The sequence below is a fragment of the Sphingomonas sp. genome, assembly GCF_036677245.1.
Lineage (GTDB): Bacteria > Pseudomonadota > Alphaproteobacteria > Sphingomonadales > Sphingomonadaceae > Allosphingosinicella.
In genome coordinates this window covers 1-23553 of the sequence record NZ_JAKFCG010000092.1, presented here as the reverse complement: position 1 = coordinate 23553, position 23553 = coordinate 1, and the positions used below count along the sequence as shown (strand labels likewise).

The following is a 23553-nucleotide window of genomic DNA, read 5'->3' as shown; positions in this document are numbered from 1 at the left end:
GGCGGCGTAGGTGCCCGATCCCGTCATGCCAGCGCAGGCTGGCATCGCCCCGCTTGATCGGATAGGCGTCGGCGCCATGCTCAAGCGTCTGTTTCTGTTCGTCGCGCTGTTCCTCGTGCCGGTCAGCGCGTCCGCCCAGGGTGTCGTTTCGGCCGCCGAGCCTCGGGCGGCGGAGGCCGGGCGCGAGATCATGCGCGCCGGCGGCAGCGCGAGCGACGCTGCGATGGCGATGATGCTCGCGCTGACCGTGGTCGAGCCGCAATCCTCGGGCATCGGCGGCGGCGGCTTCCTTCTGCATCACGACGGCAAGAGCGGCGGCATGACGACCATCGACGGCCGCGAGATGGCCCCGGCGAGCGCAGGCACCACCCTTTTCCTGACGCCCGAGGGCAAGCCGATGGCGTTCAGCGCCGCCTTCCCCGGCGGCATCTCGGTCGGCGTGCCCGGCAACATCAGGCTGATGGCGGCCGCGCACCAGCGCTGGGGCAAGCTGCCGTGGCGGCGGCTGTTCGATCCCGCGATCCGGCTCGCCGACAAAGGCTTCATCGTCAGCGACCGGCTCGCGGCGAGCATCGCCGGCATTAGCCGCTTGTGGGGCGATTTCCCCGAAATCCGCCAGCTCTATTCGGGCCGCGACGGCAAGCCGCTCCGCGCCGGCGAGCGGATGCGCAACCCCGCGCTTGCGAAGACGCTTCGCGCGATCGCCAGGCGCGGGCCCGACGCTTTCTATTCAGGAGCGATCGGCCGCGAGATTGCGAGCGCGGTCGCCGCGGCCAGGCACAATCCGGCGCAGCTCACGCTCGCCGATCTCGCCGCTTATCAGGCCAGGGAGCGGCCGCCGGTCTGCTCGAGCTACCGCCGCTTCAAAATCTGCGGAATGGGCCCGCCCTCCTCGGGTGCGACGACCGTGCTGCAAATGCTGGGGATGCTCGAGCGCTTCGACTTGAAGGCGATGGGGCCGCGCGATCCGAAGAGCTGGCATCTGATCGCCGAGGCGATGAAGCTGGCTTATGCCGACCGCGAGAAATGGCTCGGCGATCGCGACTTCATCGCCGTCCCGGTCGCGGGGCTGCTCGACCCGGCCTATCTGCGCGCACGATCGGCGTTGATCTCGCCCGACCGGCCGCTCGGCGCCTACAAGCCGGGAACGCCGCCCGGTTCCGCGCCTCGCACCGCCGCGCCTTCGGGCGAGGTGCCGTCGACCACCCATTTCGTCGCGGTCGACCGCAACGGCAATGTCGCGAACATGACCTCGACCGTCGAGGGGCCGTTCGGCAGCCAGCTGATCGCCGGCGGCTTCGTGCTCAACAACGAGCTCACCGACTTCAGCTTCGCGCCCGAAAAGGAGGGCGCGCCAGTCGCCAACCGGGTGCAGGCCGGCAAGAGGCCTTTGTCGTCGATGAGCCCGACGATCGTCTACGACGCGAGCGGCAAGCCGATCCTCGCGCTCGGTTCGGCGGGCGGCAAACGGATCATCATGCACGTCGCCAAGACCTTGATCGGCTTCCTCGATTTCGGCCTGCCCGCGCAGCAGGCGATCGCGCTGCCCAACCTCTATTTCAGCGGCCCCACCACCTTGGTCGAGCAGGGCACCTTCCTCGCGGAAATGACGTCGCAGCTGTCGCGGGTCGACGGCGTCGTGACGCCGGCCGCGCTCGGCTCGAAGGTCAATGCCGCCGAGCGGACTCCCACCGGCTGGCGCGGCGCGGCCGACCCGCGCGGCGACGGCGTCGCGCTGAGCGAATAGACGTGCGGCAAAGGCAGTCGCTCGAGCCTTTCGCCAATCTGGTCAGCATGTTCTTCACGCGCGCCGCCGAACGCGGCGAGGCGCCGTTCCTCTGGGCCAAGACTGCCGCCGGCGGCCACTGGCAGGCGCTGAGCTGGCGCGAGACGGCCGCGCGGGTGGCGGCGCTCGCGGCCGGCCTCGAGCGGCTCGGCCTGGCGCGCGGCGACCGGGTGATGCTCGTCTCCGAGAACAGGCCGGAATGGTGCATCGCCGACCTCGCGATCATGGCCGCAGGCTGCGTCACCGTGCCCGCCTACACGACCAACACCGAGCGCGACCATCAGCACGTCCTCGACGACAGCGGCGCGGCCGCGGCGATCGTCTCGAGCCAGAAGCTCGCCGATGCCCTGCTTCCCGCCGCGGTGCGCGCCGCGGCCTGCCGCCATGTCGTCGCGATCGAGCCGGTGCGCGCCCCGCAGGGCGAGACGTTGCAAATCCACCGCTGGGACGATCTGGTGGCGGCCCCGGCCGGCGTCGCCGCCTGCGCCAACGCTGCCGCCGAACTGATCCGCGACGACATCGCCTGCCTGATCTACACGTCGGGGACCGGCGGCGCGCCGCGCGGGGTGATGCAGCATCATGGCGCGATCCTCCACAATGTCGAAGGAACGTTCGCGATCATCGCCGAGGATTTCGGCATCGACGAGGAGGAGATCGTCCTTTCATTCCTGCCGCTGTCGCACGCTTATGAGCATAGCGCCGGGCAGTTCCTGCCGATCGGGCTCGGCGCGCAAATCTATTATGCCGAAGGCATCGAGAAGCTCGCCTCGAACATCGAGGAGGTGCGCCCGACGATCATGATCTCGGTGCCGCGGCTGTTCGAGGTGCTCCGCCAGCGCATCCTCAACGGGCTCGCCAAGCAGGGCCTGGTCGCGCAGTGGCTGACACGGCAGGCGCTGGCGTTGGGCGCGCGGAGGCATGCCGGCAAGCCGCGGCTCGGCGACCGCGCGATCGACCTCCTGCTCGAGCGCAGCCTGCGGCCCAAGGTCCGCGGCCGCTTCGGCGGTCGGGTGAAGGCGATGGTCTCGGGCGGAGCGCCGCTCAATCCCGAGATCGGCATCTTCTTCGATTCATTGGGCATCGTGCTGCTCCAGGGGTACGGCCAGACCGAGGCCGGGCCGATTATCAGCGCCAATCGCCCCAAGGCCGGGATCAGGATGGACACCGTCGGGCCGCCGATCGCCAACACCGAGCTCAGGATCGCCGAGGACGGCGAGATCATGGTCCGCGGCGAGCTGGTCATGAAGGGCTATTGGCGCAATTCCGAGCTCACGGAAGCGACTTTGCGCGACGGCTGGCTCGCGACCGGCGACATCGGCCATCTCGACGATGCCGGCCGGCTGGTGATCACCGATCGCAAGAAGGATCTGATCGTCCTCGACAAGGGCGACAATGTCGCGCCGCAGCGGGTCGAGGCGATGCTGACCCTGCAGCCCGAGATCGCGCAGGCGATGGTGGTCGGCGACAGGAAGCCGCACCTCGTCGGGCTGATCGTGCCCGACACGGAATGGACCTCGGCGTGGGCGAAAGCGCAGGGCAAGCCGCGCGGTCAGCCCCTACGCGATGATCCCGATTATCTTCGCGCGCTCTCCGCCGGCGTCGACCGAGTCAATCGAAGCCTGTCGGTCACCGAGAAGGTGCGCCGTTTCATCCTCGCCGACGCGCCGTTCGCGATCGACAACGAGCAATTGACGCCGTCGATGAAGATAAGGCGGCATGTCATCCGGCAGGTCTACGGGGAGCGGCTGGAAGCCCTGTACCGCAGATGATCCCGGCGGCTCGCGCCAGCGGACCTACTTGCGATATTCGACGAAATCGCCGAGCCCGCAGCTGCCATATTCGATGCCGCTGGTCGCATCGAACACCGAGACGATGTCGCCGCGGCACAGCTGGCCGGTGGTGGTCTTGGTCCGCAGCGCGCGGAACGGGTTGAGCTCGGGGCAGCCGCCCGGCGGCCGATTGACGTAGACGGTGCGGCCGGTCGATCCTTCGAACAGGATCACGCCTTCGCCGAAGCCGCGGTTGCCGCGCAGCAAATGCTGGCTGACGCAGGTCACCGGCGCGCGTGCGGTGCGGCCGGCGAGCGCCGCATCGAGGCTCGCCTGTTCCTTGGGCGTGATCTCCGGTTCAGGTTGCGCGGCGCAGCCGCAGAGCGCGGCAAGAGCGAGCAGTGCGGGCATGAGCTTGTTCACGGCAGCCTCCTCGACCGATCAACGCATCACAGCCGCGGTCGGCGCCGCCGACTTCAGCCGCGGAACGAATCCTTGGCGGCGCGGCGCTCGGCCAGCTCGGCGATCGACGATGCGCGCATGAACGGATTGGTCGCGCGCTCGAGCCCGATGTCGGTCGGCACGGTCGCCTCGCCCGCCTCGCGCGCGGCGACGACCTCGGCGAACCTCCTCTGGAGATCCTGGTTGTCGGGCTCGACGGTGATCGCAAAGCGCGCGTTCGCCAGCGTATATTCGTGCGCGCAATAGACCTTGGTATCGGCCGGCAGCGCCTCGAGCCGCTTCATGTTGCCGTACATCTGCTCGGCGGTGCCTTCGAACAATTTGCCGCAGCCCATCGCGAACAATGTGTCGCCGACGAACACCACTTTCTCCGACGGCAGATGATAAGCGATGTGCCCGGCGGTATGCGCCGGCACCTCGAACACCTCTGCCTCGATGCCGCCGAGGCTCACCTTATCCCCTTCGCTGACGGCGCGTTCGAGCGTCGGGATCTTGCCCGCCTCGGCAGCGGGCGCGGTGATCTTGCAGCCGGTCGCCGCCTTGATCTCGGCATTGCCGCCGATGTGGTCGGGATGCCAATGGGTGTTCCAGATCTGGGTGATGCGCCAGCCGCGCGCCGCGGCGGCGTCGAGCACAGGCTGGCCGACGGCCGGGTCGATCGCCGCCGTCTCGCCCGACGCCTCGTCGTGGATCAGCCAGACATAATTGTCGTTGAGGACCGGGACTCGCGCGATCTCTACCATGTGCCGACATTCTCCATGGACGCCCAGGGCTCGGCGGGCGGCAGCGGCGTCCCCTGCTGCAGCAGCTCGATCGAGATCGCGTCCGGCGTGCGTACGAAGGCCATATGCCCGTCCCGCGGCGGCCGGTTGATCGTGATCCCATTGTCCATCAGCCGCTGGCACGTCTCGTAGATATCGTCGACACGATAGGCAAGGTGGCCGAAGTTGCGGCCGCCGTCATAGCCCTGCTGGTCCCAATTGTGGGTGAGCTCGACCTGCGCGTCCTCGTCGCCGGGAGCGGCGAGGAAGATCAGGCTGAAGCGGCCCTTGTCATTGTCGATCCGGCGCACCTCGCGCAGCCCGAGCAGGTTGAAGAAGCGGATCGTAGAGTCCGGATCCGAGACGCGGATCATGGTGTGCAGATATTTCATCGTCTTTTTCGGCCTTGTTGAGCGCGACAGATTGGACCCGAAGGGCCAAGCGTTACAGCTTTTCCGTATCTCATCTCATCGCTATAAATGCACGGTTCATCGAACGACCTTATTGATGAGCACGGCGGCTGATCCGCCCCAAGGAGGAATAGATGACCGAACGTGTCGACGATACCCGCGTCCGTCTCATTGCCGCCGCCATCGTCGCGCTCGGCATCATATTGGGCGGCTATCTGCTCGGCGACGGCCTCCGGCGCGCGCGATTGGCGGACCGCTCGGTGACGATGCGCGGGCTGGCCGAGCGCGATGTCACCGCCGACCTTGCCACTTGGACGATCGCCTACAGCGAGCAGGGGACGGATCTCGGCGCGGTCCAATCCGGGATCGACCAGGATACGCGCGCGATCACCGCCTTCCTCAAGCGGCTCGGCTTCAGCGATCAGGAGGTGACCACCGCCGGGGTCGGCGTGAACCAATATTACGACAGCAACCGTGGCGTGAACAGCATCACCGTGCGCCAGCGCATGCAGCTTCGCACCAAGCAGGTGATGAAGGCGCGGGCCGCCTTCGCGCGTCAGTTCGACCTGATCCGCAACGGCGTCGCGATCGAGGAAGGATCGGGCATCACCTACAGCTTCACCAAGCTGAACGACGTCAAGCCGGCGATGATCGCCGAAGCCACGCGCGACGCTCGGCGCGGCGCGGAGCAATTCGCCAATGATTCGGGCACCGAGGTCGGCGGCATCAAGCAGGCCACTCAAGGCTATTTCTCGGTTGGCGCGCGTGACGGCGAGAACGGGGGTTCGGGAACCGACTCGCCGTTCCAGAAGGTGCGCGTCGTGACGACGATCGATTTCTACCTCGATTAGAGCGATGTCCGATCAGGTGACAAACCCGACGACCCGGAAGCACGCAAGCCAACGTCAATCGAGCCGGGACCGATCGAAGAGATTGCTTCACGCTCTCGGCACAAGCGCGAAGCCAGACGAGCAGGCTGCGGGCGCTGGCCTCACGCCGGCGGCCGGCCGGGCGATTGGCCCGCCGCCGCTGCGGCGGGCCGTTGCGCCTAGGCCAGGCCTTCGTGCTTGAGCGCGGTCTGCACCGATTGGCGCCCCTGCATCCGCTCGCGGTAGGCGTTAAGCTTGTCCGGAACCGGTACGCCGACCATTCCCGCCCACATCAAGGTGACGAACAGATAGGCGTCGGCCGTGGTCGGCTCGTTGCCGAACAGATAATCGCCGGTCATTCCGTCGGCGATATGCTGGTACCGCTTCGTGATCGCTTCGCCGTTCGTGGCCTTGTCGGCATCGCTGCCGCCCTGGAAGAACACGCCGAACTTCTTGTGGATCTCGGTCGAGATGAAGGTCAGCATTTCGAGCAGCTTGGAACGGCCCAATGCCCCCTGCGGCCGCAGCGCCGGCTTCTGATCGGCGACCCAATCGAGGATCGCGACATTCTCGGTGAGCAGCTCGCCGCCGTCGAGCACGAGCGCCGGCACATAGCCCTTGGCATTGACCGAGTTGAAGTCGGCGCCGGTTTCGGTGGTCTTGGTCGCGAGGTCGACCTTCTCGAGATCGAACTTCAATCCGGCTTCGTGCAGCGCGATGTGATCGGCGAGGCTGCACGCCCCTGGCGTGTAGTAAAGCTTCATTTTCTCTCTCCCAGTGATAGCGCCCTCGGCGAAGGCCCCGCCGTTGAATAAGCGTCTTGCGCGGAGCGGTCGAGGCCCGATGCGGCCGGGACGGTCACGGGCGCAGACGAAATCGATCCATCATTGCGGGCAAATATGACGCAGGTGGGCTCGTCCACGTCTCGTTCCAACGCAGATCAGCCGCAATTTCCGGCAAAGCGCTTCCGCAACGCCGCGCGATGGGTGAGGAAGCGCGCCGACGGCAAGCTCCTTGCCGCGCCTCCCTCCGCTGGATGTTTGCGTTTATGTGGCTTCCCCGCCTTTTCAGGCTTCCTTCGCACGACATGGCCATCGACCTCGGCACCGTGAACACGGTGGTCTACGTGCGCGGCCAGGGCATCGTCCTCAACGAACCGTCGGTGGTTGCGCTCGAGACTCGCGACGGCATCAGGCGGGTGAAGTCGGTCGGCCGCGACGCCAAGCTGATGATGGGCAAGACCCCCGACAACATCCAGGCGATCCGGCCGCTGCGCGACGGCGTGATCGCGGACATCGACGTCGCCGAGCAGATGATCAAGCACTTCATCGACAAGGCGCACGGCGGCCGCTCGCGGCTGCCGCGCCGGCCCGAGATCGTGATCTGCGTTCCGTCCGGCTCGACCACGGTCGAGCGCCGCGCGATCCGCGACGCCGCCACCAACGCCGGCGCCTCGAAGGTCTGGCTGCTCGACGAGCCGATGGCGGCGGCGATCGGCGCCGGCCTGCCGGTGATCGAGCCGGTCGGGGCGATGGTGGTCGACATCGGCGGCGGCACGACCGAGGTCGCGATCCTCTCGCTGCGCGGCCTCGCCTACAGCACGTCGGTGCGAGTCGGAGGCGACAAGATGGACGAGGCGATCACCGCCGCGGTGCGCCGCAAATATAATCTGATGGTCGGCGAGACGACCGCCGAGCGGATCAAGCACGCGCTGGGCAGCGCGCTGCCGCCGGAGGGCGAGCCAAGGACGATCAGCGTGCGCGGCCGGCACCTCGTGCAGGGAATGCCCAAGGAGATCGAGATCAGCCAGGCCGAAGTCGCCGAGGCGATCGCCGAGCCGGTCAGCCAGATCATCGGCGCGGTCCGCGCCGCGCTCGAGAACACGGCGCCCGAGCTTGCCGCCGACATCGTCGATCGCGGCATCGTCATGACCGGCGGCGGCTCCTTGCTGCAGCGGATCGACGAGGCGATCGCCCTCTCGACCGGCCTGCCGGTCGTGATCGCCAACGATCCTTTGGTCTGCGTCGCGATGGGCGCCGGACGCGCGCTCGAAGATCCCGATTATCGCGGCGTCCTCAACGCCGCTTAAAGCCCCAGACGTGCAAAGCGCCTCGAAGCCGTTGGGCCGAGGCGCTTTGCGATGGCCCGCCTCGCCGGGCCACCAAGTCGATTCCATTGTTCAGGAGAAGGCCGCGGCGAGCACCTCCTGATGGATCTGCAGCGGCCCGACAGCCTCGGGCACCGGAAGATCCTCGCCGCCCAGGATCCGCCGGCGGAATTCGGCCTCGAGCGCCCTTGCCGCCTCCTCGAGCGCTATTTCCTGCGTATCACCGCTCGCGACCGCTTGCGGAACGTCGGGGAAGGTGGCGACGAAACGTCCGTCGCCGTCGCGAATGAGCGTAACCGCATAGCCGGGCATGAGAGTCTCCCACGGGAGGGGCCAGCAACAGGCGATAACAAGGGAAGCGACTCAACCTCTATTCTCTACCCATGGTGTCGGGAATGAGGGCGGGCATCAATCGGCGGGCGCTCCGCACAGCGCGGCCACCGCTCGGCTGGGCGCAATCATTCATTTCGCCAAACGGCTCTCGCCGCGGATAAACCCCGGACCCGGAACGAAAAGAATCCAGAATCGGCTGCGCGGGCATGCACCCAATCGGAAATGAAGGCGTTCGGCTCGTACCTCCAGCGCCGTCGAAAGGAGACGAACATGCGCGCTCTGGTCTGGCATGGCAAAGAAGACGTCCGTTGCGACACCGTCACCGACCCCGAAATCGAAGATCCCCGCGATGCGATCGTCAAGGTCACGAGCTGCGCGATCTGCGGATCGGATCTTCACCTCTTCCACAATTTCATTCCGGCAATGCTGCCCGGCGACATCCTCGGCCACGAGATGATGGGCGAGGTGGTCGAGGTCGGTTCGGAGGCCAAGGGATCGCTCAAGAAGGGCGATAGGGTCGTCGTCCCGTTCACGATCATCTGCGGCGAGTGCGAGCAATGCCGGCGCGGCAATTTCTCGGTCTGCCAGCGGACCAACCGCAAGAAGGAGTTCGCCGACAAGGTCTTCGGCCACGCCACGGCGGGCCTGTTCGGCTACACCCACCTCACCGGCGGCTATCCCGGCGGCCAGGCAGAATATGTCCGGGTTCCGTTCGCCGACACGACTCACATCAAAGTCCCCGACGGCATCTCCGACGAAAGCCTGCTGTTCCTCGGCGACATCTTCCCGACGGGCTGGCAGGCCGCGGTCCAGGCCGACATCCAGCCGACCGACACGGTCGCGATCTGGGGCTGCGGCCCGGTCGGCCAGATGGCGATCCGCAGCGCCCTGCTGCTGGGAGCCGAGCAGGTCGTCGCGATCGATTATTTGCCCGAGCGGCTGTCGATGGCGCAAGCGGCGGGCGCAATCACGATCAACTTCCTCGAAGACAGCGTGATCGAGCGGCTGAACGATCTCACCGGCGGCGAAGGGCCCGAAAAGTGCATCGATGCGGTCGGCATGGAAGCGCATATCAACTTCGGCCAGCCGGACAGCGTGATCGACCGGGTCAAGCAGATGACGATGATGGAGAATGATCGTCCGCACGTGCTTCGCGAGATGATCTACGCCTGCCGTCCGGCCGGCGTGATCTCGATCGTCGGAGTCTACAGCGGGCTGGTCGACAAGATCCCGTTCGGCATGGCGATGAACAAGGGCCTGACCTTCCGCATGGGCCAATGCCACGTCAACCGCTGGACCGACGATCTGCTCGCGAGGATCGAGGACGGTCAGATCGACCCCTCGTTCGTCGTCACCCACACCGGCACCCTCGAGGACGGTCCGGAGCTCTACAAGACTTTCCGCGACAAGCAGGACAGCTGCATCAAGGTGGTGCTCAAGCCCTGAAAGGAACCTTACAATGTTCAGCCTTACCAGCGCTTCAGACATGGCCCGCTCGCCGGGCGATCCCAAGATCATCCAGACCGGGCCGAGCTCACGCGGCGCATCGGACCGGGCCGCCATCGGCCTTGGCTGGTTCAGCCTCGCCCTCGGCATGACCGAGCTGCTCGCCGCGTCGCGCCTCACCCGCGCGCTCGGCGTCGAAGGCCATGAGACTCTCGTTCGTGCGATGGGCGTGCGCGAGATCGCGCACGGCATCACCTCGCTCTCGCCCGACAAGAAGGTCGGCGTGTGGAGCCGGGTCGCCGGCGATGCGCTCGACATCGCCGGGCTGCTGCTCGCCTATCGCGACGACAATCCCAAGAAGGCCAATGTCGGCATCGCGCTCGCCTCGGTCGTCGCGGTGACGCTCGCCGACATCGCGACCGCGCAGGCGCTCACCGTGCGGCACAGCCCTTCGAAGGGCGAAAAGCGCGACTATAGCGACCGTAGCGGCTGGCCGCGCGGACTCGAGAATTCGCGCGGCGCCGCCGCCGATTTCGAAAGGCCGGGCGACATGCGTGCCGCTCCTGCCGCCGCAAACGCCTCCCAGGTGACGGGCCGCACCTCGCCCGCGACCGAGGAGTTCAGCCGTTCGCTCGAGACCGCCGAATAGGCGGTCCGAGACGGCCCCAGTGGCGTTAGGCGAGCGCGGCGGAGAAGAGAGCCGTTAGCCGCGCTCGCGCCGCGCCCGCATCGCATTCGGCCAGCGGTTCGACACCCATGATGGTGCGCAGGATCGTCGATCCCATCAGCAGGCTGAGCGCGACGCTGGCCTTGGTTTCGGCATCCGGGCCGCTCAGCAGCGCGGCCACCGGATCGAGCACGTTCGCCCTGAACGTCTGACGCACGACCTCCGCCGGGGTGGGCGAGGAGGCGGAGCGCAGGATGATCAGCAGCCGCTCGATGTTCTCACGCTCCCCGGGCCCATGCTTTTGGGTCGCCAGCGCCGCCAGCCATTCGGGCAGGTCGGCGGCGGTGACCGTCGGGTCGAGCCATTCACCGCGCGTGCCGCGCAGCACCTCCTTGAACAGCTCCTCCTTCGAGCCGAAATAACGCCCGGTCAGCGCGACATCGACACCGGCATCGGCGGCGATGTTGCGCAGGCCGACGTTTTCATAGCTTTCCTGCAGGAAGCGGCGGCGCGCGGCGGCGAGGATGTTCTCGCGCGTGGCCGCGGCATTTTTGACTCGGGTGCTCATCGCAGCTTCCTACCAAAATGGACCATCCAATCAACAATTGTTGACTTGTTATGTCTACGGTTGTTGACACGCAATCAACCTCTTCTTAGTTCGCGTTTCGCCTGCCGCGCGCAGGCCGCGACCATTCGCCTGCCGCCACCTTTTTCCTGCCGCCACCATTTGCCTGCCGAGAGCCTGCCAATGCCGAAATCTCCAGCCGCGCGTGGCGGCATGCTCCCCCTGCTCCTGAGCCTCGCGCTTGCGGCTTGCTCCGGCCAGGACGAAAAGGCCGGCCCGCCGCCGGCGATGCCGGTGACGGTCGCCACCCCACTGGTGCAGGAGGTGCTCGACTGGGACGACTTCGTCGGACGGTTCGAGGCCCCCCAGGATGTCGAGATCAAGCCGCGGGCGACCGGCTATCTGCAGGCGGTCCACTTTCGCGATGGCCAATATGTCCGGCGCGGGCAGCTGCTGTTCACGATCGATGCGCGCCCGTCGCAGGCGGCGCTCGCCCAGGCGCGCGCGCAGCTCGCCCGCGCGCAGGCGACCTTGACCAACGCCCGCACCGAGCTTGCCCGATCGCGCAGCCTCGCGGCGGAGCGGGCGGCAAGCACCGAGGAAGTCGAGCAGCGCCAGGCCGGCCTGCGCACGGCCGAAGCCGATGTCGCCGCCGCGCAGGCGCTGGTCCGCGCGCAGCAGCTCAACGTCGGCTTCACCCGAGTCAGCGCGCCGATCTCCGGCCAGGTCTCCGAAGCGCGGGTCGACCCCGGCAATTCGGTGACGGCCGACCAGACCATCCTGACGACGATCGTCTCGACCAACCCGCTTCATTTCGGGTTCGAGGGCTCGGAAGCCTTGCTGCTGAAATATCAACGGCAGAATGGCGGCAGCAGCACCGGCGCGCCGGTCCGCATCCGCCTGCAGGACGAAACCAGCTACGTCCATGGCGGCCGGCTCGACTTCATCGACAATGCGATCAACACCGGCGCCGGGACCGTCCGCGCCCGCGCGGTGGTTGCGAACCCCAACGGCTTCATCAAGCCCGGCATGTTCGGCCATCTGCGGCTCGCGGCCTCGCGCCCCTATCGGGCCTTGCTCGTCCCCGACACGGCAATCGCGACCGATGCGGCGCGGAGGGTCGTCTACATCGTCGACAAGGCCGGCGCGGTCGCCGTTCGGCCGGTCGTGCTCGGTCCACTGATCGGCAATCTCAGGGTGATCCGCAGCGGCATCTCGCCAAGCGACCGGGTGATCATCGACGGCGTCCAGCGCGCCGCCCGTCCGGGGGCGAAGGTCGTCGCACGGCCCGGACGGATTCCGCTCGTCACCGGACCCGAGCCCGCGCCGCAACCGCCGTCGACACCGCCTTCGTCGATCGCCACTGCCGTAGGAGCCGGCGCGCCCGGCGCGGCGGGCCAGCGCTGAGGCAAGGATGAACATCTCGCGCTTCTTCATCGAGCGGCCGATCTTCGCATCGGTGATCGCGATCTTCATCGTCCTGATCGGCGCCTTCTCCTATCCGCAGCTGTCGCTGTCGCAATATCCGGAGATCGCGCCGCCCACGATCAACGTCAGCGCCTTCTTCCCCGGCGCGTCGGCCGAGACGATGGCCAATACCGTCGCGACGCCGCTCGAGCAGGAGATCAACGGCGTCGAGGACATGCTCTACATGAGCTCGTCCTCGACCTCCTCGGGCCAGGCGACGATCACGGTCACGTTCAAGCCCGGCACCGACCTCGACGCGGCGCAGGTGCTGGTCCAGAATCGGGTTGCGGTCGCAGAGCCGCGCCTGCCCGAGCAGGTCCGCCAGATCGGCGTCACCGTCGCCAAGCAGGCGACCGGCTTCCTGATGTTCGTGGCGCTCACCTCGAGCGATCCCAACCACAATATCGATTATGTCGGCAATTACGCGACCTCGGTGCTGCGCGATCGGCTGCTGCGGATCAAGGGCGTCGGCGGAGTGATGGTGTTCGGCGGCGGCAATTATGCGATGCGGGTCTGGATCGACCCCGATCGCGCCGCCGCGCGCAACCTCACGGCCGGCGAGATCGTCGGCGCGCTGCGGACGCAGAACGTCCAGGTCGCGGGCGGCGCGGTCGGGCAGCCGCCCTACGGCAGCGGCAATCCCGCTTTCCAACTTCCGATCGAAGTGCAGGGACGGCTGAGCGATCCCGCCCAGTTCGCCGACGTCATCATCAAGACCGAGCCCTCGGGCGCGGTGACGCGGATCCGCGATGTCGGCCGGGTCGAGCTCGCCAGCCAGGAATATGGCGTCCAGGCGTCGTTCCGCGGCGACCGCGGCATTGCGCTCGGCATTGCGCAGCAGCCCGGCTCGAACGCGCTCGACGCCGCCGAGCTGGTGATCGCCGAGATGGACGCGGCGGCGAAGGAATTCCCGCCGGGAATGAGCTATGTCATCCCCTACAATCCGACCAAATATGTCGCCGCATCGGTCGACGCGGTCCAGGAGACGTTGCTCGAAGCGATCGTCCTGGTGGTGCTCGTCATCCTCGTCTTCCTCCAGACGTGGCGGGCGGCGATCATCCCGATCCTCGCGATTCCCGTCGCGCTGATCGGCACGTTCGCGGTCCAGCTCGCGCTCGGCTTCTCGATCAACTCGCTGTCGCTGTTCGCGCTGGTGCTCGCGGTCGGCATCGTCGTCGACGATGCGATCGTCGTCGTCGAGGCGGTGGAGAAGCATATCCGCAACGGCATGACTCCGCGCGAGGCCGCGCACCGGACGATGCGCGAGGTCTCGGGCGCGCTGATCGCGATCGGCCTGGTGCTGACCGCGGTGTTCGTGCCGACCGCCTTCATCCCCGGCATTCCCGGCATCTTCTACCGGCAGTTCGCGGTGACGATCGCTTCGGCGTCGCTGATCTCGCTGATCGTCTCGCTGACCTTGTCGCCGGCCCTGGCGGCGTTGCTGCTCAAGCCCCACCGCGAGCATGACGCCGATGAGGCGCGCGGCTGGATGCGCCCCGTCCGGGTCGGCGCGGCGAAGTTCAACGCCGGCTTCGACTGGCTGTCAGATCGTTACGGTCAGCTGACCGGCAGAGTCGTCCGCAAGGCGACGGTGATGCTCGGCATCTATGCGGGCCTGCTTGCGCTCACCGGCTGGCAGATCATGGCGACTCCGACCGGCTTCATCCCGGAGCAGGATCAGGGCGCGCTGATCGGCGTGTTCCAGCTGCCGCCGGGCTCGTCGCTCGAGCGGACCAGCGCCCTTCTCGCCCAGGCCGACAAGATCGCCACCGCCACCGAGGGCGTCGAAGGCACCGCCTATCTCGCCGGCGTCGATGGCGCGAGCTACTCGCTCGCGTCGAACTCGGGAACGATGTTCGTCCACCTCAAGGACTGGGGCGAGCGCAAGGACCAGGGCCAATCCGCGCACGAATTGTCGGCCGCGCTGACCGGCAAAATGGCCGGCGCGCTGCAGGGCGCCAACATCTTCTTCCTCGCACCGCCGGCCGTCCCCGGGCTCGGCACCGGCAATGGCTTCATGATGATGCTGCAGGACCGGTCCGGCGCGGGCTATCGCGCGCTCGAAGGCCTCACCTTCCAGATGATGGGCGCCGCCGCGCAGACGCCCGAGGTCACGCAGGTCTTCTCGTTGTTCAACACCGGCTCCCCCCGCATCCGCGCGGACGTCGACCGCGACCGCGCGCAATTGCTCGGCGTCCAGCCGGCGCAGATCTTCGAAGCGCTCGGCACCTATCTCGGCTCGACCTACGTCAACGATTTCAACCTGCTCGGCCGCACCTTCCGCGTCACCGCGCAGGCCGAGCCGAGCTCGCGCGACGATCTCGCCGACGTCGGCCGGCTGCAGGTGCGCTCGTCGAGCGGCGCGATGGTGCCGTTGAGCTCGGTGGCGACCTTCCACAGCGACAGCGGGCCGACCCGAGTGGTGCGCTACAACCTCTATCCCGCGGTCGAGCTGCAGGGCCAGACCGCCCCCGGCGTCTCGTCGGGCACCGCGCTCGCCGCGATGGAGGGCCTGGCCGCCAGGACGTTGCCGCCGGGCATCACCTACGAATGGACCGGCCTCGCCTATCAGCAAAAGGCCGCCGAAAGCAGCGCGGTTTTGGTCTTCCTGCTCGCGGTGCTGTTCGTCTTCCTCGTGCTCGCTGCCCAATATGAGGCGATCACCTTGCCGCTCGCGGTGATCCTGATCGTGCCGATGTGCATCCTCGCCGCCTTGTTCGGCCTCACCTTGCGCGGCATGGACAATAATATCCTCGCGCAGATCGGCCTCGTCGTGCTGGTCGCGCTCGCCGCCAAGAATGCGATCCTGATCGTCGAGTTCGCCAAGCAGGCCGAGGAAGAGCATGGCATGAGCCCGACCGAGGCGGCGGTGAACGCGGCCGGAACCCGCCTCCGGCCGATCCTGATGACCAGCTTTGCGTTCATCTTCGGCGTCATTCCGCTGGCGATCGCGGTCGGCCCCGGCGCCGAGATGCGCCAGACGCTCGGCACCGCGGTCATCTTCGGCATGCTCGGCGTGACCTTGTTCGGGCTGATCTTCACGCCGCTCTTCTACGTCGTCAGCCGCAGCCTCGGCCGCTTCCTTCCCAAGCGGCCGCCGAAAGAGGCGGTCTACCCGACCTCCTACGGTGGGACGCCGCACGACCCGCTCACCGGGGACGGCCAATGAGATTGGCAATGAGGCGCGCAATGAGGCTGGCCACGAGGCTGGGCAATCCGATCGCGGCGACTGCGGCGCTCGCGCTCGCCGGCTGCGCGGTGGGGCCGGATTACCGCCGGCCTGCGCCGGCCGCCGCCGCCCAGGCGCCGCTCGCCAGCGCGGCTTCGCCCGCCTTCACCGGCAACGAGCCGCCGGGGCGCTGGTGGAGCCTGTTCGCCGATCCGTTGCTCGACCGGCTGGTCGAGCAGGCGCTGAGCGCCAACACCGACCTCAGGGTCGCGGCCGCCAATCTCGCCCAGGCGCGGGCGGTGCTGCGCGAGACCCAGGCCGGCCGGCTGCCCACGACCGACCTCACCGTCGGTGGCGCTTATGCCGACCCCGGCGAGGATTTTGGCGGGGGCGAGGCCGAGCTGCGCTTCAATGCCGGGTTCGACGTCAGCTATCAGGTCGATCTGTTCGGCAGGGTCAGCCGCGCGATCGCGGCCAGCCGCGCCGAAGCCGAGGCGGTCCAAGCCGCTTTTGATCTGACCCGCATCACCGTCGCCGCCGAGACCGCGCGCGCCTATGCCGACGCCTGCAGCGCCGGCCGCCAGCTTACGGTGGCGCGCGAAAGCGTCCGCATCCAGGAGCAGACGTTCGACCTCACCCGCCGGCTGGTCGAGGGCGGGCGCGGCACCGCGCTCGAAACCGGCCAGGCCGGAGCCCAGCTCGAGCAGACCCGCGCGACCATCCCGACCTTCGAGGCGCTGCGCCGGACCGCTTTGTACCGCCTCGCGGTGCTGACCGGGCAGCCGCCCGCCGCCTTTCCGCCCGCCGTCGCCGCCTGCGAGACGCCGCCGTCGCTGTCGCAGCCGATCCCGGTCGGCAACGGCGCGACCCTGCTCGCCCGACGCCCGGACATCCGCGCCGCCGAGCGCCAGCTTGCCGCCGCCACCGCGCGGGTCGGAGTCGCGACCGCCGAGCTTTATCCGAGCATCAGCCTGGGCGGATCGGTGGCATCGAACTCGGCTTCGCTCGGCGGCATCGGGTCCAGTTCGGGATTGAGCTTCTCGCTCGGGCCGCTGATCAGCTGGTCCTTCCCGAACCGCGCCGTCGCCAGCGCCCGTGTCGCGCAGGCAGAGGCGGGCGCCGACGCAGCATTGGCGCGCTTCGACGGGGCGTGGCTCGGCGCGCTGGAGGAGGCCGAGAGCGCGCTCACCCGCTACGCCTCGGAGCTCGATCGCGTCGCGGCGCTACGGCGCGCCCGCGCGAATAGCGCCGAGGCCGCGCGCATCGCGCGGCTGCGCTATCGCGCCGGACGCGAGCCGTTCCAGACCACGCTCGACGCCGAGCGTTCGCTGTCGCAGGTCGAAGCCGCGCTCGCCCAGGCCGAGGCCCAGCTCTCGACCAATTTGATCGCCGTCTTCCTCGCGCTGGGCGGCGGCTGGGCGGCTTAAAGTGATTTCAAGTCAGGTGGAATCACCTGACGACTCGGAAATCACGGAAAACAAACAAAATTAGACTCGATTCCGGTTCAATCAAACAGGGATCGAGTCTAGCGCACGGTGCCGGTGGGCTCGTCACCGGCATGATCACCAAAATCAGTGCGCTGAGGCCTTGGTCGCGCCGAGACCCGTCTCCGAGCGGACCTTCTGTTCGACGAACCCCTCGCGGTCGACGGCGGCGCGGCCGCTGCGGTCGAGCAGCGACACCGCCCAGATGGTGAAGAAGGCGAGCGGCATCGAGAAGATGGTCGGCGACGAATAAGGGAAGATCGCCTCGGCATGGCCGAGGATGCTGACCCACACCGTCTGCGACAGGATCGTCAGCACGAGCGCGGTCAAGACGCCGATCGTCCCGCCGGCGACGACGCCCCTGGTCGTGCAGCCGGACCAGAGGACCGACAGCAAAAGCACCGGGAAGTTGCCCGACGCCGCAAGCGCGAAGGCGAGCGAGACCATGAATGCGACATTCTGCTTCTCGAACAGGATGCCGAGCAGGATCGCGAGCAGCGCCAGCACGAACACCGTGCGCCGCGACACGCGCAATTCCTCGGCGGACGAGGCGGCGCCCTTGCGGATCACCATCGCGTAGAGATCGTGCGACACCGCCGATGCGCCCGCGAGGGTCAGGCCGGCGACCACTGCGAGGATCGTCGCGAAGGCGACCGCCGAGACGAAGCCGAGGAAGAGGTTGCCGCCGATCGCGCTGGCGAGGTGGATCGCGGCCATGTTGCCGCCGCCCTTCAGCCCGCCTGCGGGGTCGAGGAAGGCCGGGTTGGTGCCGACCATCACGATCGCGCCGAAGCCGATGATGAAGGTCAGGATGTAGAAATAGCCGATCCAGCCGGTTGCCCAGAGCACCGACTTGCGCGCCGCCTGGGCATCGGGAACGGTGAAGAAGCGCATCAATATGTGCGGCAGCCCCGCGGTGCCGAACATCAGCGCGAGGCCGAACGAGATGGCGGAGACCGGATCCTTGATGAAGCCGCCCGGTGCGACGATCGCGGCGCCGCGCTGCGCGGCTTCATTAGGGGCAGCCCCCGCGGCGGCGGCCATCTCGGCCTTCACCTGGATGGCGCGGGCAAACAATGCGTCGGGCGAGAAGCCGAAGCTCGCGAGCACCGAGATCGCCATGAACGTCGCCGCGCCGAGCAGCAGCACCGCCTTGACGATCTGCACCCAGGTCGTCGCGACCATCCCGCCGAACAGAACGTAGCAGGTCATCAGCACGCCGACGATCGCGACCGCGCTGCCATAGCCAAGGCCGAACAGCAATTTGATCAGCTGGCCCGCACCGACCATCTGCGCGATCAGGTAGAAGAGCACCACGGCGAGCGTGCTGAAACAGGCGAACAAGCGCACCGGCGTCTGCGCGAAGCGGAACGAGACGACGTCTGCGAACGTGTAGCGGCCGAGGTTGCGCAGCCGCTCGGCGAGCAGGAACAGGATGATCGGCCAGCCGACCAGGAAGCCGGTGGAGTAGATCAGGCCGTCGTAGCCGTCCGAGAAGATCTGCGCCGAAATGCCGAGGAACGAGGCGGCGGACATATAGTCGCCGGCGATCGCGAGGCCGTTCTGAAAGCCGGTGATGCCGCCGCCGGCGGTGTAGAAATCGGACGCGCTTTTGACCCGCGACGCGGCCCAGCGGGTGATGCCCAAGGTCGCGACCACGAACGCGGCGAACATCAGGATCGCCGGCCAGTTGGTCGGCTGCCGCTCGGTCGTGCCGGTCAGCGCATCGGCAAGCGCCACCGACGGCAGCAGCAGGGTGACGATCAGCAGGCCGGCGCGCGGCGTGAGGCGCATCATTGCCCCAGATCCTCGCGGCGCGAAGCCTCGAGCACCGATGCCAGCATCGGATCGAAATCCCGGTTCGCGCGCCGGACATAGAGGCCGGTCAGCACGATCGCGATCAGGATCACGCCAAGCCCGATCGGGATCCCGAGCGAGGTGGCGCTGCCGCTGAACATCGGTTGCGCGAGAAATTCCTTGTTGAACGCGATCAGCAATATGTAGCCGAAATAGACGATCAGCATGATTCCGGTCAGCGTCCAGGTGAAGCGCGATCGGCGGCGCACGAGCTGCTGATAGCGCGGGTCGGCGGCGATGCGGGCGAATTGCGCGCTGTGGCCGCCTTCACCGCGCACGGCATGCTGCTCTCGTTGCGAATCGCTCACGCGGCCCCTCCCTCGGCGTCATTGATGTGCGGGAAACGGGCCTGGCAGACGTCTTGGCGCCTTTGGGAGCCTCCCGCCGGCCAGTCTGTCGCAACTCGCCAGCTTCGGCAAGGCTCGGCGGGTGATCAGCGGGGCGCTTTGGGCGCGGGCTCACTGGTGGCGGTGGCGGGGCTGCCTGCGCCGCCATTGGCGGCAAGCGCGGCCTCGGCGGCGCGCGCCGTGTCCGAACCGGGCGCCGCCCGAGCGCTGCGGCGGTAGAAATCGCGTGCCGCCTCCTCCTCGCCCGACGCACCGGCGATGTTGCCGGCGAGGAGCAGCAACATGGCATCGTCGGGCGCGCCGCCGATCGCCTTCGCGATATCGCGCCTCGCGCGGGGCAGATCCCCCTGCCGCAGCGCCAGCGCCGCCGAGAGATACCAGGCGAACGGGTCCGACGGCACCAGCTCGAGCCCCTTGTCGATGTCGGTCCGCGCGCCGCCGAGATCGCCGAGCGCGACAAGCGCGCGCGCGCGATCGAGATGGACCTCGCCGCGCATTTCCGGGGCGAGCAAGGTGGTCGCCAGCGCCGCATCGAACGCAGCGCGCGCCTTGGCGCCTTCGTTGGCGGCGAGCCAGGCGTTGCCGGCCTGCACCCACAGATCGGCGTGTTCGGGGCGCTGCTCGGTCTCGGCCTCGCGCGCCGCCTGCTCGAACACGACGGCTGCCGGCGCCCAGCGTTCGAGCGCGACATAAGCAAGTCCAAGGCACTGCCGGGCGAGCACGCCGCCGCCGCGGATCCGCCAGTCGTTGGCGACAGTGACGGCGCGCTCGGGCTCGCGCCTCACCAGCGCCGCGCAGGAGGCGAACAGGGCTTCGTCCGAAGGCGGCGCGGCAGCAGCCGCGCGCGGAGCCGGTCGAGCGGATGGGACGGGCTGAGTGGGTTGGGCGGCCGCAGCTGCAGCGGCGAGCGCCAGCGAGGAAAAGATCAAAGCGCCTCCAGCAATTGCTCCACCGTCGCAATCAGCAATGCGATATCCTGGTCGCGCGACAGACGGTGGTCGCCGTCCTTGACCAGGATCGTCTGCACGTCGGCTGAACGAAGCTGCTTGGCGATCTCGAGCGCATAGGCCCAAGGCACCGTCTCGTCCTGCTGGCCATGCAGCAGCCGCACCGGAACATCGATGTGGATCGGCGCGTGGAGCAGGCGCAGGCCTTCGCCGCTTTCCCAGAAGGCGCGGCTGGTGACCCGCTCGCCGTGGACGATCCGGCCCTCGCGCAGGATCGTCATCTTCTCTTCCTGGGTGAACCCCCAGCCGGTGTAATCCGGCGCCGCGGCGATGCCGATCAATCCGGCCACGCGGTCCGGGCGCGCCAGTGCGACGTGCAGCATCAGCCATCCGCCCATCGACGAGCCGACCAGCACGACCGGCCCTTCGGCGACCTGGTCGACCATCGCCAGCGCATCGTCGCGCCAGTCGGCGAGCGCCTGCGCCTCGAACGCGCCGCCGCTCGCGCCGACGCCGCCATAATCGAAGCGCAGCATCGCGCGGCCGTGCTGCTCGGCCCAGCGGTCGAGCGCCAGCGCCTTGGCGCCTTCCATGTCCGACATATAGCCGGGCAGGAAGACGATCGTGGGTCCGGCGCCCGGGCGATGACGATAAGCGAGCGGACGATCGCTCGCCTGAGATTCTTGCATTCGAGTCTTCCTATCTGAAGCTTTGCTCCGCCTCCCCGGAGCTTGGGGAATGGGCCGGCGCGTGCGGCGGCTCGATCTCGGCGGGCTCGAGCGGATCGAGCTCCACCTCCCACTTCGCCACCACCACGCTCGCGACCGCGTTGCCGACCACGTTGGTCGCCGAACGGCCCATGTCGAGGAAATGGTCGACGCCGAGGATCAGCAGCAGCCCGGCCTCGGGAATGTCGAAGAAGGCCAGGGTCGCGGCGATCACCACCAGGCTCGCGCGCGGCACGCCGGCGACCCCCTTTGACGTGATCATCAGCACCAGCAGCATCGTGATTTCCTGGCCGAGCGTCAGATCGATGCCATAGGCCTGCGCGATGAAGATGACCGCGAACGTCATGTACATCATCGAGCCGTCGAGATTGAACGAATAGCCCAAGGGCAGCACGAAGCTGGCGATCCGCGGCGGCACGCCGAACCGGTCGAGCGCCTCCAGGGTGCGCGGGTAGGCGGCTTCGGACGAGGCGGTCGAGAAGGCGAGCAGGATCGGCTCGCGGATGTAGCGGAGCAGCAGCTTCACGCGCGGGCCGACGATCAGGAAGGCCGCGCCGATCAGGATCGCCCACAACAGGATCAGGCCGAGATAGAAGCTGCCCATGAAATAGCCGAACGTGCCGATGATCGACGGCCCGCGCTCGGCGACCGTGCCGGCGACCGCGGCAAACACCGCGAGCGGGGCGACGCGCATCACATAATCGGTGATCTGGAGCATGACGGCGACGAGCGCCTCGAACCCCTTGACCAAGGGCGCGGCGCGCTCGCCGACCGCGGTGATCGCGACGCCGACAAACAAGGAGAAGACGACGATCTGGAGAATCTCGTTGGTCGCCATCGCCTCGACCATCGACGCGGGGACGAGGTGGGTGACGAACACCTTGAGGTCAAACGCCCCGCGCTCGACGCCGCTCGCGGCATCGACCGGCGGGATCGGGAAATCGAGCCCCGCGCCGGGCTGCAGCAGATTGACCAGGATCAGGCCCAGGGTCAGCGAGACCAGGCTCGCGCCGATGAACCAGACCAAGGCCCGCCCGCCGACCCGGCCGAGCGCCGCGGTGTCGCCCATATGGGCGATGCCGACGACCAGCGTCGAGAAGACCAGCGGCGCGATGATCATTTTGATCAGGCGCAGGAAGAGCGTGGTGACGATCGAGAAATAGCCGGCAATCTCGGTCAGCTGCGCGTCCGCGCCGGGCGTGCCGTCGCTGATCGAGGCGTTGATCGCCCAACCGGTTATGATGCCAAGCACGAGGCCAATCAGAATGAAATAGGTAAGGCGTTTGGCCACGGACGGCTCCTCGACTGAATAGGTTGCGTCAACAAGGCGATTGCGGCGGCGAGGTCAAGCGCCAGATCGACGGATCGCCGGGTCGGGACGAGGCCTCGCCCTTCGCCTTGGCCGGGAAACTTGTTACAGCAGGGCCACGCTACGCCGGTTTGTCGCAAATTCGGGAGCTGGGCCTATGGCCGAAGACGCACGCGGCGTTTCGCTGCAGATGAAAATGCTGATCGGCTTCGTGGTCGGCCTGACGCTCGGGCTGGTCGCCTATATGACCCAGCCCGGCGCGCCCTGGGTCGACGCGATCACCACCTATGTCACCGGCCCGATCGGCCAGATCTTCCTCCGCTTGCTGTTCATGCTCGTCATTCCGCTGCTGTTCTCGGCCCTGGTGGTCGGCATTGCCGAAATGGGCGACATTCGCTCGCTGAAGCGCGTCGGCATCAAAACGCTCTTGTTCACGATCGGGATTTCGGCAGTCGCGGTGGTGATCGCCTTGAGCGTGGTCAACATCTTCCGCCCCGGCGACGGGGTCGATCCGCTGCTCGCCCAGTCGCTGCTCGCCGATGCGCGCGCGGGCGCGGGCGCGATCATTTCGAAGGGGGCGGAGATGCCGTCGGGTGTCGCCGCCGTGCTGGCGATCATCCCGACCAACATCGTCACCGCCTCGGCCGACAACGACATTCTCGCGGTGATGTTCTTCGCGCTCGTCTTCGGCATCGGGCTACTGCTGGTCAACACGCGCCAGGCGCAGGCGCTGCAGGACGCGATCGAGGGCATGTTCCACGTCACGATGCGGCTGATCGGCATCGTTATCCGGCTCGCGCCGATCGCGATCGCCTGCTTCATGTTCAATCTCGCGGCGGTGTTTGGATGGGAGCTGCTGATCCGTCTCGGCGCCTATGTCGGCGTCGTGCTGCTCGCGCTCGGCATCCACATGATCGTCGTATACTCGCTCGCCTTGCGCTTCCTCGGGGGGGTGTCGCCGCTCTGGTTCTTCCGCCAGCTTTGGCACTGGCGGTCTTCGCCGGACTTGGCTTCGGCCTCGCCCTGCCGTTCCTCTTGATCGGCTTTGTCCCCGCGCTCCGTCGCCGGCT

Annotated in this window: 21 protein-coding genes; 10 read left to right on the top strand and 11 right to left on the bottom strand. The window is 67.7% G+C overall.

Features of this window, described 5'->3' with window-relative positions; genetic code table 11:
• The first annotated feature begins 76 nt into the window (after positions 1-76).
• Both ggt and V6M48_RS10975 read left to right on the top strand, forming a co-directional pair.
• The gene (gene ggt / locus V6M48_RS10980) at positions 77-1747 is read left to right on the top strand and encodes a gamma-glutamyltransferase (protein ID WP_332812583.1); all 1671 of its coding nucleotides are present in this window, start codon (positions 77-79) and stop codon (positions 1745-1747) included.
• Between the two features lie 47 nt (positions 1748-1794).
• Positions 1795-3555, top strand: coding sequence for an AMP-dependent synthetase/ligase (locus V6M48_RS10975; protein ID WP_332812592.1), 1761 nt, complete (start codon positions 1795-1797; stop codon positions 3553-3555).
• 24 nt (positions 3556-3579) lie between these two features.
• Here V6M48_RS10975 and V6M48_RS10970 read toward each other — a convergent pair whose 3' ends face one another.
• From V6M48_RS10970 to V6M48_RS10960, 3 genes are read right to left on the bottom strand one after another with little or no spacing between them, the layout of a single operon-like run.
• Positions 3580-3978 (bottom strand): hypothetical protein, encoded by a 399-nt coding sequence (locus tag V6M48_RS10970; protein WP_332812582.1) that lies wholly within the window; start codon positions 3976-3978, stop codon positions 3580-3582.
• Between the two features lie 53 nt (positions 3979-4031).
• Positions 4032-4760 (bottom strand): hydroxyacylglutathione hydrolase, encoded by a 729-nt coding sequence (gloB, locus tag V6M48_RS10965; protein ID WP_332812581.1) that lies wholly within the window; start codon positions 4758-4760, stop codon positions 4032-4034.
• Positions 4754-5170 carry a VOC family protein gene (locus V6M48_RS10960; RefSeq protein WP_332812580.1) on the bottom strand — a complete coding sequence of 139 codons (417 nt, stop codon included), beginning with the start codon at positions 5168-5170 and terminating at the stop codon, positions 4754-4756. Before V6M48_RS10960 ends, gloB begins: the two co-directional genes overlap by 7 nt.
• Before the next feature lie 152 nt (positions 5171-5322).
• Between V6M48_RS10960 and V6M48_RS10955 the strand changes: the two genes are divergently transcribed.
• On the top strand, positions 5323-6039 hold the full coding sequence (locus V6M48_RS10955) for an SIMPL domain-containing protein (protein WP_332812579.1): 717 nt from the start codon (positions 5323-5325) through the stop codon (positions 6037-6039).
• 197 nt (positions 6040-6236) lie between these two features.
• On the opposite strand, the gene V6M48_RS10950 is transcribed toward V6M48_RS10955, so the two are convergent.
• Positions 6237-6821: a glutathione S-transferase C-terminal domain-containing protein gene (locus V6M48_RS10950; protein WP_332812578.1), complete on the bottom strand. Its 585-nt coding sequence runs from the start codon at positions 6819-6821 to the stop codon at positions 6237-6239.
• A gap of 284 nt (positions 6822-7105) precedes the next feature.
• Between V6M48_RS10950 and V6M48_RS10945 the strand changes: the two genes are divergently transcribed.
• Positions 7106-8146 (top strand): rod shape-determining protein, encoded by a 1041-nt coding sequence (locus tag V6M48_RS10945; protein WP_332812577.1) that lies wholly within the window; start codon positions 7106-7108, stop codon positions 8144-8146.
• 90 nt (positions 8147-8236) lie between these two features.
• On the opposite strand, the gene V6M48_RS10940 is transcribed toward V6M48_RS10945, so the two are convergent.
• Positions 8237-8476, bottom strand: coding sequence for a type II toxin-antitoxin system HicB family antitoxin (locus V6M48_RS10940; protein WP_332812576.1), 240 nt, complete (start codon positions 8474-8476; stop codon positions 8237-8239).
• A 291-nt stretch (positions 8477-8767) separates the two neighbouring features.
• Here V6M48_RS10940 and V6M48_RS10935 point away from each other — a divergent pair, with 291 nt between their 5' ends.
• Both V6M48_RS10935 and V6M48_RS10930 read left to right on the top strand, forming a co-directional pair.
• Positions 8768-9943 (top strand): zinc-dependent alcohol dehydrogenase, encoded by a 1176-nt coding sequence (locus tag V6M48_RS10935; protein WP_332812575.1) that lies wholly within the window; start codon positions 8768-8770, stop codon positions 9941-9943.
• A 13-nt stretch (positions 9944-9956) separates the two neighbouring features.
• Positions 9957-10592 carry a hypothetical protein gene (locus V6M48_RS10930; protein WP_332812574.1) on the top strand — a complete coding sequence of 212 codons (636 nt, stop codon included), beginning with the start codon at positions 9957-9959 and terminating at the stop codon, positions 10590-10592.
• Positions 10593-10617: 25 nt separating this feature from the next.
• Here the strand turns inward: V6M48_RS10930 and V6M48_RS10925 are convergent, their stop codons facing one another.
• Positions 10618-11178 carry a TetR/AcrR family transcriptional regulator gene (locus tag V6M48_RS10925; RefSeq protein ID WP_332812573.1) on the bottom strand — a complete coding sequence of 187 codons (561 nt, stop codon included), beginning with the start codon at positions 11176-11178 and terminating at the stop codon, positions 10618-10620.
• A gap of 180 nt (positions 11179-11358) precedes the next feature.
• Here V6M48_RS10925 and V6M48_RS10920 point away from each other — a divergent pair, with 180 nt between their 5' ends.
• Genes V6M48_RS10920 through V6M48_RS10910 form a run of 3 tightly spaced genes read left to right on the top strand, consistent with a single transcriptional unit; the run spans position 11359 to position 17238 of the window.
• Positions 11359-12582 carry an efflux RND transporter periplasmic adaptor subunit gene (locus tag V6M48_RS10920; protein ID WP_332812572.1) on the top strand — a complete coding sequence of 408 codons (1224 nt, stop codon included), beginning with the start codon at positions 11359-11361 and terminating at the stop codon, positions 12580-12582.
• Positions 12583-12589: 7 nt separating this feature from the next.
• On the top strand, positions 12590-15811 hold the full coding sequence (locus V6M48_RS10915; RefSeq protein ID WP_332812571.1) for an efflux RND transporter permease subunit: 3222 nt from the start codon (positions 12590-12592) through the stop codon (positions 15809-15811).
• 20 nt (positions 15812-15831) lie between these two features.
• A complete protein-coding gene (locus V6M48_RS10910) occupies positions 15832-17238 on the top strand; it encodes a TolC family protein (RefSeq protein WP_332812570.1) in 1407 nt (468 codons plus the stop codon).
• Positions 17239-17382: 144 nt separating this feature from the next.
• Here the strand turns inward: V6M48_RS10910 and V6M48_RS10905 are convergent, their stop codons facing one another.
• From V6M48_RS10905 to V6M48_RS10885, 5 genes are all read right to left on the bottom strand, one after another.
• On the bottom strand, positions 17383-19089 hold the full coding sequence (locus V6M48_RS10905) for a cation acetate symporter (RefSeq protein ID WP_332812591.1): 1707 nt from the start codon (positions 19087-19089) through the stop codon (positions 17383-17385).
• Entirely contained in the window at positions 19089-19460 is a 372-nt protein-coding gene (locus tag V6M48_RS10900) for a DUF485 domain-containing protein (protein WP_332812569.1), read from the bottom strand. The genes V6M48_RS10905 and V6M48_RS10900 overlap by 1 nt, the downstream gene beginning before the upstream one ends.
• A gap of 125 nt (positions 19461-19585) precedes the next feature.
• Positions 19586-20284 carry a tetratricopeptide repeat protein gene (locus V6M48_RS10895; RefSeq protein WP_332812568.1) on the bottom strand — a complete coding sequence of 233 codons (699 nt, stop codon included), beginning with the start codon at positions 20282-20284 and terminating at the stop codon, positions 19586-19588.
• 140 nt (positions 20285-20424) lie between these two features.
• A complete protein-coding gene (locus V6M48_RS10890; protein ID WP_332812567.1) occupies positions 20425-21135 on the bottom strand; it encodes an alpha/beta hydrolase in 711 nt (236 codons plus the stop codon).
• Between the two features lie 10 nt (positions 21136-21145).
• Positions 21146-22465 carry a dicarboxylate/amino acid:cation symporter gene (locus V6M48_RS10885; RefSeq protein WP_332812566.1) on the bottom strand — a complete coding sequence of 440 codons (1320 nt, stop codon included), beginning with the start codon at positions 22463-22465 and terminating at the stop codon, positions 21146-21148.
• A 175-nt stretch (positions 22466-22640) separates the two neighbouring features.
• Here V6M48_RS10885 and V6M48_RS10880 point away from each other — a divergent pair, with 175 nt between their 5' ends.
• The gene (locus V6M48_RS10880; protein WP_332812565.1) at positions 22641-23522 is read left to right on the top strand and encodes a dicarboxylate/amino acid:cation symporter; all 882 of its coding nucleotides are present in this window, start codon (positions 22641-22643) and stop codon (positions 23520-23522) included.
• Positions 23523-23553: the final 31 nt, after the last annotated feature.